Origin of the sequence: Amycolatopsis sp. NBC_01488 (assembly GCF_036227105.1) — a bacterium.
GTDB lineage: Bacteria > Actinomycetota > Actinomycetes > Mycobacteriales > Pseudonocardiaceae > Amycolatopsis.
This window is the reverse complement of record NZ_CP109434.1, coordinates 1,143,815-1,156,917: the sequence shown is the minus strand read 5'-3', so window position 1 is coordinate 1,156,917 and position 13,103 is coordinate 1,143,815. Positions and strand designations below refer to the sequence as shown.

Annotated in this window: 12 protein-coding genes; 7 read left to right on the top strand and 5 right to left on the bottom strand. The window is 71.6% G+C overall.

All coding sequences use genetic code 11. The annotated features are described in order from the left end of the window. Positions 1–14 precede the first annotated feature (14 nt). Complete coding sequence (locus OG738_RS05325) at positions 15–212, top strand: hypothetical protein (RefSeq protein WP_329051695.1); 198 nt, start codon at positions 15–17, stop codon at positions 210–212. On the opposite strand, the gene OG738_RS05320 is transcribed toward OG738_RS05325, so the two are convergent. Beyond that, entirely contained in the window at positions 209–1,153 is a 945-nt protein-coding gene (locus tag OG738_RS05320; protein WP_329051693.1) for an ATP-binding protein, read from the bottom strand. The two genes, OG738_RS05325 and OG738_RS05320, sit on opposite strands and share 4 nt — an antisense overlap. A 129-nt stretch (positions 1,154–1,282) precedes the next feature. On the opposite strand from OG738_RS05320, the gene OG738_RS05315 reads away from it, so the two are divergent. After that, positions 1,283–2,689, top strand: a complete 1,407-nt coding sequence (locus OG738_RS05315; RefSeq protein ID WP_329051691.1) for an RNB domain-containing ribonuclease — start codon at positions 1,283–1,285, stop codon at positions 2,687–2,689. After that, the gene (locus tag OG738_RS05310; protein ID WP_329051689.1) at positions 2,686–3,462 is read left to right on the top strand and encodes a helical backbone metal receptor; all 777 of its coding nucleotides are present in this window, start codon (positions 2,686–2,688) and stop codon (positions 3,460–3,462) included. Before OG738_RS05315 ends, OG738_RS05310 begins: the two co-directional genes overlap by 4 nt. Here OG738_RS05310 and OG738_RS05305 read toward each other — a convergent pair. Continuing rightward, entirely contained in the window at positions 3,443–4,870 is a 1,428-nt protein-coding gene (locus tag OG738_RS05305; protein WP_329051687.1) for an aldehyde dehydrogenase family protein, read from the bottom strand. The two genes, OG738_RS05310 and OG738_RS05305, sit on opposite strands and share 20 nt — an antisense overlap. Beyond that, positions 4,867–6,222 carry a 4-aminobutyrate--2-oxoglutarate transaminase gene (gene gabT / locus OG738_RS05300; protein WP_329051686.1) on the bottom strand — a complete coding sequence of 452 codons (1,356 nt, stop codon included), beginning with the start codon at positions 6,220–6,222 and terminating at the stop codon, positions 4,867–4,869. The genes OG738_RS05305 and gabT overlap by 4 nt, the downstream gene beginning before the upstream one ends. A gap of 106 nt (positions 6,223–6,328) precedes the next feature. Here gabT and OG738_RS05295 point away from each other — a divergent pair, with 106 nt between their 5' ends. Beyond that, positions 6,329–7,780 carry a PucR family transcriptional regulator gene (locus OG738_RS05295; protein WP_329051683.1) on the top strand — a complete coding sequence of 484 codons (1,452 nt, stop codon included), beginning with the start codon at positions 6,329–6,331 and terminating at the stop codon, positions 7,778–7,780. Between the two features lie 24 nt (positions 7,781–7,804). Here OG738_RS05295 and OG738_RS05290 read toward each other — a convergent pair whose 3' ends face one another. Both OG738_RS05290 and OG738_RS05285 read right to left on the bottom strand, forming a co-directional pair. Further along, the gene (locus OG738_RS05290; RefSeq protein ID WP_329051681.1) at positions 7,805–8,515 is read right to left on the bottom strand and encodes a cache domain-containing protein; all 711 of its coding nucleotides are present in this window, start codon (positions 8,513–8,515) and stop codon (positions 7,805–7,807) included. Between the two features lie 35 nt (positions 8,516–8,550). Further along, entirely contained in the window at positions 8,551–9,279 is a 729-nt protein-coding gene (locus tag OG738_RS05285) for a FadR/GntR family transcriptional regulator (protein ID WP_329056565.1), read from the bottom strand. Between the two features lie 110 nt (positions 9,280–9,389). Between OG738_RS05285 and OG738_RS05280 the strand changes: the two genes are divergently transcribed. From OG738_RS05280 to OG738_RS05270, 3 genes are read left to right on the top strand one after another with little or no spacing between them, the layout of a single operon-like run. Then, entirely contained in the window at positions 9,390–10,811 is a 1,422-nt protein-coding gene (locus OG738_RS05280) for a gamma-aminobutyraldehyde dehydrogenase (RefSeq protein ID WP_329051679.1), read from the top strand. Between the two features lie 8 nt (positions 10,812–10,819). Next, on the top strand, positions 10,820–11,890 hold the full coding sequence (locus tag OG738_RS05275; RefSeq protein ID WP_329051678.1) for an ABC transporter ATP-binding protein: 1,071 nt from the start codon (positions 10,820–10,822) through the stop codon (positions 11,888–11,890). Between the two features lie 10 nt (positions 11,891–11,900). Continuing rightward, positions 11,901–13,103 (top strand): ABC transporter substrate-binding protein, encoded by a 1,203-nt coding sequence (locus OG738_RS05270; RefSeq protein ID WP_329051677.1) that lies wholly within the window; start codon positions 11,901–11,903, stop codon positions 13,101–13,103.

The following is a 13,103-nucleotide window of genomic DNA, read 5'->3' as shown; positions in this document are numbered from 1 at the left end:
GCGAACCTAGGACCATGTCCAACGACCCGAACCCGGACCAGGGGTGGTACTACAACACCCGCACCCACCAGGTCGAGCACCTCGAACGCAGCCGCGGGATCGACCTGCTCGGCCCGTACCCGGACGAGGCCACCGCCCGCCGGGCGCTCGACATCGCCAAGGAACGCACCAAGCGGGCCGACGCCGCGGACGCCGCCTGGAACGACGACTAGACCGGCAACCGCGGGCCCAGCACGAACTCCGGGTCCACCTGCGCGGCCAGGCCGTCGCCCGCCCACGCGGCCGCGTTGCGCAGGTGGAACTCGACCGCCTGACGCTGGTAGCGCGCCCAGTCGCGCTGCTCCTCGTCCACCGCCGCGTGCATCGAACGCAGCGTCGCGAGGTTGCGCGGCTCGAGCTCGGCGATCGGGCGGGCCGTGCCGCGCTCGGCCGCGCGCACGTGCCGCGACGCCGACATCCACCCCAGCAACGCTCCGCCGACCTGATCCTGCAGGAACTCGACGTCCTCGGCGTCGGTGACCTTGTTGCCCACCACCACGAGCCGCACGCCGAAGTCGCGCGCGTAGTCCGCGTACTGCCGGTACACGCCCACGCTGCGGACCGTCGGCTCGCACACCAGGAACGTCACGTCGAACCGCGTGAACAGCCCCGACGCGAACGCGTCCGCGCCCGCGGTCATGTCCATGACGACGTACTCGCCTTCGACGTCGACCAGGTGGTTCAGCAGCAGCTCCGCCGCGCCGACCTTCGAGTGGTAGCACTTGACGCCGAGGTCGTCCTCGTCGAACTGCCCGGTGACGCCGAGGCGCACCCCGCCCAGCCGCCGGAAGCACGCGTCGAACACCGGGTTGTCCTCGAACGGCCGGACCAGCCGCGACCCGCGCCCCGGTGGCGTCGTCTTGATCATCGACGCCGCGTCGGGGATCCGCGGGTTGTCGCCGCGCAGGTAGTCCTTGATCAGGGCCATGTTGTCGCCGAGCGTCGGCCAGGCGAGCGCTTCCTCCTCGGTCGCGCCGAGCGCCACCGCGAGGTGCTGGTTGATGTCGGCGTCGATGGCCAGCACCGGCCGGCCGGCGTCGGCGAGGTACGCGACGAACAGCGACGACAGCGTCGTCTTGCCGCTGCCACCCTTGCCGACGAACGCGATCTTCACGGTCGGATCCTTTCTGGCAATGAAGACGGTTTTCATTATGGTGAAGGTCAACGTACACCCGACCGGCCCATGCCCGATCGGGCGATCACCACCCCCTCGGAGGGTTAGGGTTGAGGGGTGCCTCCCCTCGTGATCAGGACACACTCGGCGGGCGGGGACTTCGGCCCCCTGCGTGCCGAGTTTTTGCTGCCGGAGTCGTTCGGGCCCGAGGTGCTGGCCGAGGCGGAGGCGGCGGTCCTCGATCCGCTCGCGAGCGCCGGCCCGCGGGAGGACGCGACCGACCTGCCGTTCGTCACCATCGACCCGCCCGGCTCCAAGGACCTCGACCAGGCGATGGTCGTCGAGAAGACGGCACACGGCTTCCGCGTCCACTACGCGATCGCCGACCTGGCCGCGTTCGTCCCGCCCGGCGGCGCGCTCGACCGGGAGTCGCGTTCGCGCGGGCAGACGCTCTACCTGCCCGACGGGAACGTCCCGCTGCACCCGCCGGTCTTGTCCGAGGGCGCGGCGAGCCTGCTGCCCGGCGAGGTCCGGCCCGCGGTGCTCTGGACCATCGAGACCGACGAAGCGGGCGAACCGACCGCGACGCGGGTGCGTCGCGCACTGGTCCGGTCCACCGAGCAGTTCGACTACGAAACGGTGCAAGCCGCGCTCGACGCCGGCCACCCGCACCCCTCGGTGGCCGCGCTGCCCGAGCTGGGACGGCGACGGCGCGAGCTGGCCGTCCGGCGCGGTGCCGTCGAGCTGCAGCTGCCGGAGCAGGAGATCAGCGGCGACCCGGACGGCGGCTGGGTGCTGGCCCGCCGGCCGCGGACCGCCGTCGACGCGTGGAACGCCGAGATCTCGCTGCTCACCGGCATGGCCGCGGCGCGGATCATGATCGACGCGCGGGTCGGCGTCCTGCGCACGCTGCCCGACCCGGAACCCGAGGCCGTCGACTGGCTGCGCCGGTCGGCCGAAGCGCTGGGCATCGCGTGGGCGCCGGAGACGACCGTTTCGGAGTTCCTGTCCCGGTTGGACCCGGGGCAGCCGGCGTCGATGGCGCTCTACGCCGACACGACGCGGCTGCTGCGCGGCGCGGGCTACACCGCGTTCGACGGCGAGCTGCCGTCGCTCACCACGCACGCGGGGATCGGAGGCGCGTACGCGCACGTCACGGCACCGATCCGGCGGCTGGTCGACCGGTTCGCGACGGAGATCTGCCTCGCCGTCTCGGCCGGGCGCGAGGTGCCGGAGTGGGTGCGGGCGGCGCTCGCGGACGTCCCGGAGCGCATGACGGCGTCGGACACGCTGGCCGCGAAGGTCGAGCGGGCGTGCATCGACCAGGTCGAGGCGTGGGTGCTGGCCGAGCACATCGGCGGCGAGTTCAGCGCGGTGGTGCTGCGCGCGGACGAGAACAAGGCGGAGATCCTGGTCGAGGACCCGACGGTGATGGCGAAGTGCGCGGGGGAGAAGCTGACCGCGGGGGAGCGGATCGACGTCCGGCTGACCGCGGTGGACGTCGAGAAGCGGAAGGTGTCGTTCGAACGCGCATGAACCTGGTCGACGATCTCGGGGAGCCGGTGCCGTTGAGCGGCCCGGCGTCGCGCGTCGTTTCGCTGGTGCCGTCGTTGACCGAGGCGGTCGAGGTCAGCGCGCCGGGACGGCTCGCCGGGGTGACCGACTACTGCACCCATCCGTCCACTTTGGACGTCCCGCGGGTGGGCGGGTCGAAGTACCCGAAGCTCGACCGGGTCCTGGACCTGGCGCCGGACCTGGTGCTGGCCAACTCCGAGGAGAACCGCCCGGAGGACGTGGAACGGTTGCGCGCCAACGGGATCCCGGTGTGGGTGATGGCCGCGTCGCCGACGGTCCCGGCGGCGCTCGGCTCGCTCCGGCGAATCCTGACCCAGGCGTTCGACCTGGACGAGCCGGCGTGGCTGGTGACGGCGGAGGAGGTCTGGCGCGAGACCCGGCCGGCGCGGTTCCACGCGGTGGTCCCGGTGTGGCGCAAGCCGTGGATCGTCCTGGGCCGCGAGACGTTCGGCGGCGACGTCCTGCGCCGGGTGGGCGTGGCGAACGTCTACGCGGCGTCGCAGGAGCGCTACCCGCGGCCGGACGTCGAGGAGCTGCGGGCCCGCTTCGAGGCGGACGCGGACCTGCTGGTGCTGCCGGACGAGCCGTACCTGTTCACGGAGGAGGACGGCCCGGACCACTTCCCGGACGCGCGGTACGTCCTGGTCTCGGGCCGCCACCTCACGTGGTACGGGCCATCACTGGTCGAGGCGCACGCCGCGCTGACGGAGGCCCTTACAACGTCAATCCGGTGAGGACCGTGACCCGCTCCTCGGTGAAGTCCGCCATCGCCGACGCGGGGCCCTCGCGGCCCACTCCGGAGTCCTTCACGCCGCCGTAAGGCATCTGGTCCGCGCGGAAGCTCGGGACGTCGCCGACGAGCACGCCGCCCACGCGAAGCGCCGCCGAGACCTCGAACGCCATCGGCAGGTCGCGCGTGAACACGCCCGCCTGCAGGCCGAAGCGCGACGCGTTGATCCGCGACACGCCCTCGGCCACCGAGGCCACCCGGACCAGCGAAACCACCGGTCCGAACACCTCTTCGGCCATCACCGCGGCGTCCTCCGGGACGTCCGCCAGCACCGTCGGCTCCACCGTCGCGCCCGACCGCGAACCGCCGGTCAGCAGCGTGGCGCCGGCCGAGACCGCGTCGGACACCCACGACTCGACTCGGGAAGCCGCGTCCGAATTGATCAGCGGACCGACGTCCACGCCCTCGGCGCGCGGGTCGCCCGTGCGCAGGGAACGAACCTGCGCAAGAACCTTCTCGACCAGAGCGTCGTAGACGTCGGAGTGGACGTACACCCGCTGTACCGAAATACACGACTGCCCGGCCTGGTACATCGCGAACGTCGCGATCCGCTGCGCCGCGAAGTCCAGGTCCGGCCAATCGGGACAGACGAGCACCGCGCCGTTGCCGCCCAGTTCCAGCGCCACGTGCTTGCGCGGCACGCGGTCGCGGATGGCCCAGCCGACGGGCACCGAGCCGGTGAACGACACCACCGGCAGCCGCGGGTCCTCGACGAGGCGAGACGACGTCTCGTTGTCGACCGGCAGGATCGACCACGAACCCGCGGGCAGGTCCGTCTCAGCCAGGATTTCGCCGAGCAGCAACGCCGTCAGCGGCGTCGCCGGCGCGGGCTTGAGCACGATCGGCGCGCCGACCGCGATCGCCGGGGCCACCTTGTGCGCCACGAGGTTCAGCGGGAAGTTGAACGGCGTGATGCCCAGGACCGGCCCCTTCGGCACGCGCCGGACCAGCGCGAGACGGCCGGTGCCGCCCGGGTCGGTGTCGAGGCGTTGCAGCTCGCCCGAGAAGCGGCGGGCCTCCTCGGCGGCCCAGCGGAACGTCGAGACGGCGCGTCCGACCTCGCCGCGCGCCCACTTGAGCGGCTTGCCCGATTCGGCCGTGATCAGCTGCGCGATCTCTTCGGACCGCTCACCCAACGCCCGGGACACGTGGTCCAACGCCCCGGCGCGGACGTGCGCGGGCAGCGTCGCGAACTCGTCGGCGACGTCGTGCGCGGCCTGCACCGCGGCTTCGACGTCCGCCGCCGAGGGCACGAAATGGGCGCCTGCGGAGGAACCGTCGAAGGGGTGCCGGATTTCGGCCGTCGAGCCGCCGGTGACCGGCTTTCCGGCTACCCAGAAGGGAAGAGTCATGCGCGGGCCTCCGTGCGGACAGCGTGCTCGAGGACCGAGAGGCCCTCGTCGAGCAGGTCGTTGGACAGGGACAGCGGCGGCAGCAGCCGGACGACGTTGCCGTAGGTGCCGCAGGTCAGCACGACGACGCCGGCCCGGTGGCAGGCCGCGGCGACGCGCTTGGTGAGGTCGGCGTCGGGCTCGGTGGTCCCGGGCTTCACGAACTCCGCGGCCAGCATCGCGCCGCGCCCGCGGACGTCGCCGAGCACGCCGGTCTCGTCGGCCAGCGCACGCAACCGCGGCAGGACAACGCCTTCGATGCGCTTCGCCGACGAAGCGAGGTCTTCGGTGCGCATGGTTTCGATCGAGCCGAGCGCGGCCGCGCAGGCGATCGGGTTGCCGCCGTACGTGCCGCCGAGGCCGCCCGGGCCGACGGCGTCGAGCAGCTCGGCGCGCCCGGTGACCGCGGAGAGCGGCAGGCCGCCCGCGATGCCCTTGGCCGTCGCGATCAGGTCCGGGACGACGTCCTCGTCGGTGGACGCGAACCAGGAACCGGTGCGGCAGAAGCCCGTCTGGACCTCGTCGGCGACGAACACGACGCCGTTTTCCTTGCACCAAGCGGAAATCGCGGGCAGGAAGCCGCGCGCGGGCTCGATGAAGCCGCCCTCGCCCTGGATCGGCTCCAAGACGACCGCGGCCACCTGGTCGCCGCCGATCTGCTTCTCGATCCGGTCGATGGCCAGCGCCGCGGCTTCGGGGCCGGCCAGGCCGTCGCGGTACGGGTACGAGCCCGGCACGCGGTAGACCTCGGGCGCGAACGGACCGAAACCGTGCTTGTACGGCACCGACTTCGCGGTCATGCCCATCGTCAGGTTGGTGCGGCCGTGGTAGGCGTGGTCGAACACGACGACGGCCTGGCGCCCGGTCGCCGCGCGCGCGATCTTCACGGCGTTCTCGACGGCTTCGGCGCCGGAGTTGAACAGCACCGACTTCTTCGCGTGGTCACCCGGGGTCAGCTCGGCCAGCGCCTCGCAGACCTCGACGTACCCCTCGTACGGCGTGACCATGAAACAGGTGTGGGTAAACCAGCACGCCTGCTTGCGGACGCGGTCGACGACGGCGGGCGCGGAGTGCCCGACGTTCGTCACCGCGATGCCGGAGCCGAAGTCGATCAGGACGTTGCCGTCGGCGTCGGTGAGCAGCCCGCCGCTGGCCGAGGTGACGTAGACGGGCAGCACCGAGCTGACCCCGGCGGCGACGGCGTTCGCGCGGCGCTGCTGCAGCTCGCGCGAGGCGGGGCCGGGGATCTCGGTGCGCAGCCTGCGCTGCCGGGGCGCCGGGGCCTGCGGCTCGGCGGTGGTGCTTGCGGTCACGGCGTGCTCCTGCGGACGCGGGTGGGTGGACGTCCTCAGGATGAGTCCGCGCGCGGCGGCCGTCAGCTGTCCTTTTCGTCCAGGAAAGCGCGTAGAATTGGCCGTTATGGCACTCACGCTGGCCGCGCTGGCCGCCGACCGCCCGCTCGGGCTGCGGGTGCTGACCGGTGCCGACCTCCTGGATCGTCCGATCGGCTGGGTCCACCCGACGGAGCTGACCGACCCGCAGGCGTTCCTCGAGGGCGGCGAGCTGCTGCTCACGACGGGGCTGGCCTTGGACGAAGAGACGTCACCGGCTTATGTGCGTCGGCTGGTCGACGCTGGGGTCGCGGGACTCGGTTTTGGCGTCGGGCTGAGCCACGACGTCGTCCCGCGCTCGCTCGTGTCGACCGCGGTTTCCGTGGTGTTGCCGGTGCTGGAGGTGCCGCGCGAGACGCCGTTCATCGCGATCACCCGGGCGGTTTCGCGGGCGGTGGCGGCCGACGAGTACGCGACGACGGTCCGCATCGGCCGCGCTCAGCAGGAACTGACCCGCACAGCGGTCGGCAAGGGCGGGCCGGCCGGGGTGCTGCGCAAGCTGGCGAAGCTCGTCGACGGCTGGGTGCTGCTCTTCGAACGCACCACGGTCATCGAAGCCGCTCCGGCGAGCGCGCGTGCGTACGGCGCTTCGCTGCGCGAAGAGCTGGAGCGACTTCGCACTGGCACCCGGGCTTTCTCACTCGACGGCGACGAGGTCGTGGTGCAGACCCTCGACACCAGCGCGCGCCGGGTGCTCGCGGTCGGGACGACCGCACCGCTGGACGCGGCGGCGCGGCACGTCGTCAACACCGCGGTCTCGGTGCTTTCCTTGGCGCTGGAACAGGATCGCGCGCAGGCGGCGGCGCGGCAGGCGTTGCGCACCGGGCTGCTCGAGTTGCTCGTGGGCGGGCAGGCCGAGCTGGCGTTGCGGGTGCTGACCGCGTCCGGGGCCGAGGTGCCGGACGCGCCGTGGTCGGTGCTGGTGTTCGCGGGCGCGCCCGCGGCGCGGCGCAAGCTGCTCACCGCGCTGGAAAGCGAGCCGGTGTTCGCCGCGCGGTGGGGCGCGTCGGTGGTGGCGTTCGGCGCGGCCGACGCGGTGACGGACGCGGCGCTGCGAATCGGCGGCCTGCACGGCGGCCTGGCGGGCCCGGTGTCGGCCACGGACTTCGCGGCCGGCCTGGAGCAGGCGGAGCTGGCGGCCGGGGTCGCGCAGGCCGAGGGCAGGCTCCTGGTGTCAGCGGCGGAGCACACCGGCCGAGGACTGCTGTCGTTGATCGAGCCGGCGGTGGCGCAAGCGTTTGCGCGCGGCTTGCTCACCCCGCTGCGGGAACACGACTCGACGGGCCGAGGAGACCTTGAGACGTCGTTGCGCTGCTGGCTGGAGCACCACGGCCACTGGGATGTCGCGGCGGCGCGGCTGGGCGTCCACCGGCACACGCTGCGGAACCGGATCCGCAAGGCGGAGGAACTGCTGGGCCGCGACCTCGACTCACCCGGGGTACGGGCCGAACTGTGGGTCGCGCTCCAGGCTCGTGAGTGAGAAACAGCGTTCTAACCCTGTTTCTCACTCACGACCGGTGACCAGGACGATCGGCGAGTCGCCGCAGCGGCGCAGGATCGGGCCCGGCTCCGCGCCCGCCGACCACCACGCCGGGACGTCGGCCTCCCGCACCAAAGACCCGGTCGGCTGGCGGACGCTGTTGGACACGATCACCCGCCCCTGCGCGTTCAGCAACGCCGCCCCACGCCCCAGCGACCGCAGCCGCGGCCGGACCGCCCGCTCGAACTCGCGCACGTACACGTCCGCGCCCACGACTCCCGCGAAGGCACCGGAAAGGAACACCGGGATCGTGAACGTCAGCGTGTACTCGTCGGTGCACAGGTAGTCCACGTACGGGCCGTTGATGTGCCGCCGCCCGGTGTCGCGGGGGACGGTGAACCACGACTGGCGCGTGTAGTCCAGGAAGTTCTCCGCGGCCGGGTCCAGGCTGATGAACAGCTGCGACGGCGGAGAACCCGCCGTCCACCACTCGAAGCCGAACTCCGAGTCGGACAGCACGTGCGGTGCGCTGACGAAGCCCGCGCCGACGACCAGGCCGCCGAGGGCCTCGGTGACCTGCGGCCGGATCCGGTGCAGCGCCGCCGCGAACGGGGCGTCCGCCAGCACCGACTCGGCCGCCGCCAGCAGGGGCTTCAGCCGTTCGAAGACCCCTTCCACCAACGCCGAGACCTGCTCGACGACCTCGTCGCCGGTCAGCGTGCGGGTGTCGTTCACGGTGCTCACCTCGGGTGTGCGGAGTGGTGCGGAGTTTACGGGGCCAGCAGGTCGAGGTGCACGTCCGCGAGCCGGTCGAGCGCGCCCAGGATGTGCTCCTCGGTGAGCTTGCGGGCCAGCTCACCGTCCGCGGCCGCGATCGCCGCGGTGATCGCCGCGTGCTCCTCGTGCGGGTGGGCGCCGAGTGGCAGCCACAGCAGCCCGCCGCGCTCGCTCTGCAACTGCAGCTCCTCGCGGGTCAGCCGCGGGGACTGCGCGGCCGCCGCGACCTCCAGGTGGAACTGCCGCTCCGCCCGCGTGAAGTCGATGCCGTGTGCGGTACGCAGGTCTTCGGTGGCCAGCCGCAGCCGGGCGACGTCCTCGGGTGAGCTGCGCTCGGCGGCGAGCTTCGCGGCGGCCCCGGCGATCGCCAGGTAGTGGTCGCCGACGTCGCGCAGATCGGACAAGGACACTTCGCGCAGTCGCGAGCGCCACGCGTCCGGCGGCGGGTTGGCCGGCGCGCGGACGAAGCTGCCGCCGCTGCGCCCCCGCCGCGTCTCGACCAGCCCCTGCTGGCGCAACGCCACGAGCGCTTCCCGGACCGTCACGGTCGAGACGCCGAACTGCGCGGCCAAGTCGGCTTCGCTGGGCAGCTGCTCCTCGTCGGCGAGGAGGCCGAGCGTGATGGCGTCGACCAGCCGCGCCGCCACCGCTTCCGCCCGGCCGACCTGGCCGAGCGGCGCGAACATGGCGGACCGCGCGCTGTGCGACATGCCCTTGCGCATCGTGCCCCTTCGCCTCATCGCTCCCCGTTCGCACCAATCTTGCCTGATCCCCTTGTCCTATTACATATGGACTTATATGTTTTAGCTCCCGACCGGAGCTAGGAGTCACCGTGCAGGAGCTGAAGCACTACGTCGGCGGCGCGTACGTCGAGTCCAAGTCGGGCCGGACGGCGGAGATCATCGACCCGGTCACCGGGCGCCCCTACTGCACCGCGCCGATCGCCGGGCCCGAGGACGTCGACAACGCGCTGCAGGTCGCCGCGGCCGCGTTCGAAACCTGGCGCGCGACGACGCCGGCTCAGCGCCAGCTCGCGCTGCTGAAGATCGCCGACGCCCTCGAAGCCCGCGCCGACGAGGTCGTGCGCGCCGAGTCCGCGAACACCGGCAAGCCGATCGCGCTGACCATGGCCGAAGAGATCCCGATGGTCCTGGACCAAGTCCGCTTCTTCGCCGGGGCCGCGCGGGTACTGGAAGGCCGCTCGGCGGGCGAGTACCTGGAGGGCCACACCTCCTTCGTCCGCCGCGAGCCGGTCGGCGTCTGCGCGCAGGTCACGCCGTGGAACTACCCGCTGCTGATGGCCATCTGGAAGATCGCGCCCGCGCTCGCCGCCGGCAACACGGTCGTGCTCAAGCCGTCCGACACGACCCCCGCGTCGACGCTGCTGCTCGCCGAGATCGCCGGGGAGTTCCTGCCGCCGGGCGTGTTCAACGTCGTGTGCGGCGACCGCGACACCGGCCGCGCGCTGGTCGAGCACGACATCCCGGCCATGGTGTCGATCACCGGCTCGGTCCGGGCCGGCATCGAAGTGGCGCGCAGTGCCGCCAACGACGTCAAGCGCGTGCACCTGGAGCTGGGCGGCAAGGCGCCGGTCATCGTCTTCGCCGACGCCGACCTCGAAGCGGCCGCCGAGGCCATCGCCGTCGCGGGCTACTTCAACGCGGGCCAGGACTGCACGGCCGCCACCCGCGTGCTGGTCGCCGACGAGGTGCACGACACCTTCGTCGCGGCGCTCGCCCGGCAGGCCGAGGGCACCAAGACCGGCAAGCCGGACGACGAAGACGCCGCGTACGGCCCGCTCAACAACGCGGCCCAGCTGGCGAAGGTGGCCGGCTTCATCGAGCGGCTCCCGGAGCACGCAACTGTCCACTGTGGAGGGCATCGGGTCGGTGACGAGGGCTACTTCTACGAGGCCACCGTCGTCTCCGGGCTCAGGCAGGACGACGAACTGAGCCAGAACGAGATCTTCGGCCCGGTCATCACCGTCCAGCGTTTCGAGGACGAGGCCGACGCCCTGAAGGCCGCGAACGCCGTGCAGTACGGCCTCGCGTCGTCGGTCTGGACCCGCGACCACCAGCGCGCGATGCGCCTGGCCGCGAAGCTCGACTTCGGCTGCGTCTGGATCAACACCCACATCCCGCTGGTCGCCGAGATGCCGCACGGCGGCTTCAAGAAGTCCGGCTACGGCAAGGACCTCTCGCTGTACGGCCTCGAGGACTACACCCGCGTCAAGCACGTGATGAGCGCACTGTGAGGCTGGCGATGCCCAACCAAGCACCCACCGAGACGCGGGAAGAGCCCGGGCGCTCGAGCGAGACCGCAGGCCCGGCCATCCGGCTTTCCGGGCTGCGCAAGCACTTCGGGGACGTCCACGCGGTCGACGGCGTCGACCTCGACATCCCGCCCGGCGAGTTCTTCTCGATGCTCGGGCCGTCCGGCTCCGGCAAGACGACGGTCCTGCGCATGATCGCCGGCTTCGAACTGCCCACCGAAGGCACGATCGAACTCGACGGCCGGGACGTCAGCAGGCTCGCGCCGTTCGAGCGCGACGTCAACACGGTGTTCCAGGACTACGCGCTGTTCCCGCACATGTCCGTGCAGCAGAACGTCGAGTACGGCCTGCGCGTCAAGCGCGTCCCGAAGCACGAGCGCCGGGAGCGGGCCCTCGAGGCGCTGAAGACCGTGCGGCTGGAGGACTACGGTTCGCGCAGGCCCGCGCAGCTGTCCGGCGGCCAGCGCCAGCGCGTCGCGCTCGCCCGCGCGCTGGTCAACCGGCCCAAGGTGCTGCTGCTCGACGAGCCGCTCGGCGCGCTGGACCTCAAGCTGCGGCAGGCGATGCAGCTGGAGCTCAAGCAGATCCAGCGCGACGTCGGCATCACGTTCGTCTTCGTCACCCACGACCAGGACGAAGCGCTCACCATGAGCGACCGCATCGCGGTGTTCAACGACGGGAAGATCGAGCAGGTCGGGCCGCCGGAAGAGGTCTACGAACGCCCCGCCAGCGCGTTCGTCGCCGGGTTCGTCGGCACGTCCAACCTGCTGGGCGGGCGTGGTGCCGAGTCCGTGATCGGCAGGCCGGGGCTGTTCAGCATCCGGCCGGAGAAGATCCGCATCGACGGCGAGCTGTCCGAGCCCGCCGCCGCGGGGGACACCAGCGCGACCGGCACGGTCACCGACGTCGTCTACGCGGGTGCGACCGTGCGGTACGCCGTCGCGCTCGACGCCGGGGGTCGGCTTTCGGTCGTCCAGCAGAACACCGAGGGCGCCTTCGCGGATGGCCGCGTCCGGCTCAGCTGGCGCAATGAGCACAGCTTTCAGGTCCCCGGTCAGTGAAAGGGTTGCCATGAAGAACAGGAAAACGCGGCTGGCCGGGATCCTCGGCGCGAGCCTGCTGTTGGCTGCATGTGGCACGTCCGGTTCGAACTCGGCCGCGCCGCCGGGCGCGCAGGGGTTCACCCCGCCGAAGCTCGAGGCGCTGAAGGCACTGGGGCAGCCGGAGGGGCAGCTGAACGTGCTGGCCTGGCCGGGGTACGCGGAGAACGGCTCGAACGACCCGAAGGTCAACTGGGTCACGCCGTTCGAGCAGCAGACCGGCTGCAAGGTGAACGTCAAGCCGTTCGGCACGTCCGACGAGGCCGTGACGCTGATGAAGACCGGGCAGTACGACGTCGTCTCCGCCTCGGGTGACGCGTCGCTGCGGCTGGTCGCCTCCGGGGACGCCGAGCCGGTGAACACCGCGCTGGTGCCGAACTACGCCGACGTGCAGCCGTTCCTCAAGGACAAGCCGTGGAACAGCGTCGGCGGCGTGTCCTACGGCATCCCGCACGGCTGGGGCGCGAACCTGCTGACCTGGCGCACCGACAAGGTGACGCCCGCGCCGACGTCGTGGTCGGTGATGTTCGACGCGAACTCGCCCTACAAGGGCAAGGTGATCGCCTACGACTCGCCGATCTACATCGCCGACGCCGCGCTGTACCTGATGGCGCACCAGCCGGACCTCGGCATCAAGAACCCGTACGCCCTGGACGACAAGCAGTTCACCGCCGCGGTCAACCTGCTCAAGCAGCAGCGGCCGCTCGTGTCCGAGTACTGGTCGGACTACCTCAAGGAGTCGCAGGCGCTGAAGAACGCCGACGCCGTTGTCGGCACCGCCTGGCAGGTCACGGTCAACCTGACCAAGGGCGAGGGCGCGCCGCTGGAGTCGGCCGTGCCGAGCGAGGGCGCGACCGGGTGGTCGGACACCTGGATGGTCGCGGCGAAGTCGGCGCACAAGACGTGCGCGTACAAGTGGCTCGACTACATCATCAGCCCGAAGGTCAACGCCCAGGTCGCCGAGTACTTCGGCGAGGCGCCGGCGAACACGAAGGCGTGCGCGGAGATGACGGACAAGACACTCTGCGACACCTACCACGCCGGCGACGCGACGTACGCGGCGAAGATCGCCTACTGGACCACGCCGATCCCGCAGTGCCTCGACGGCCGCACGGACGTCAAGTGCAAGGACTACGGCGAGTGGACGAAGGCCTGGACCGAGATCAAGGGCTGA

Excerpts from the sequence above, each read along its gene's own strand:
- OG738_RS05325 (WP_329051695.1), top strand. The coding sequence starts at position 15 with ATGTCCAACGACCCGAACCCGGACCAGGGGTGGTACTACAACACCCGC.
- OG738_RS05310 (WP_329051689.1), top strand. The coding sequence starts at position 2,686 with ATGAACCTGGTCGACGATCTCGGGGAGCCGGTGCCGTTGAGCGGCCCG.
- OG738_RS05305 (WP_329051687.1), bottom strand. The coding sequence starts at position 4,870 with ATGACTCTTCCCTTCTGGGTAGCCGGAAAGCCGGTCACCGGCGGCTCG.
- OG738_RS05295 (WP_329051683.1), top strand. The coding sequence starts at position 6,329 with ATGGCACTCACGCTGGCCGCGCTGGCCGCCGACCGCCCGCTCGGGCTG.
- OG738_RS05285 (WP_329056565.1), bottom strand. The coding sequence starts at position 9,279 with ATGCGCAAGGGCATGTCGCACAGCGCGCGGTCCGCCATGTTCGCGCCG.
- OG738_RS05275 (WP_329051678.1), top strand. The coding sequence starts at position 10,820 with ATGCCCAACCAAGCACCCACCGAGACGCGGGAAGAGCCCGGGCGCTCG.
- OG738_RS05270 (WP_329051677.1), top strand. The coding sequence starts at position 11,901 with ATGAAGAACAGGAAAACGCGGCTGGCCGGGATCCTCGGCGCGAGCCTG.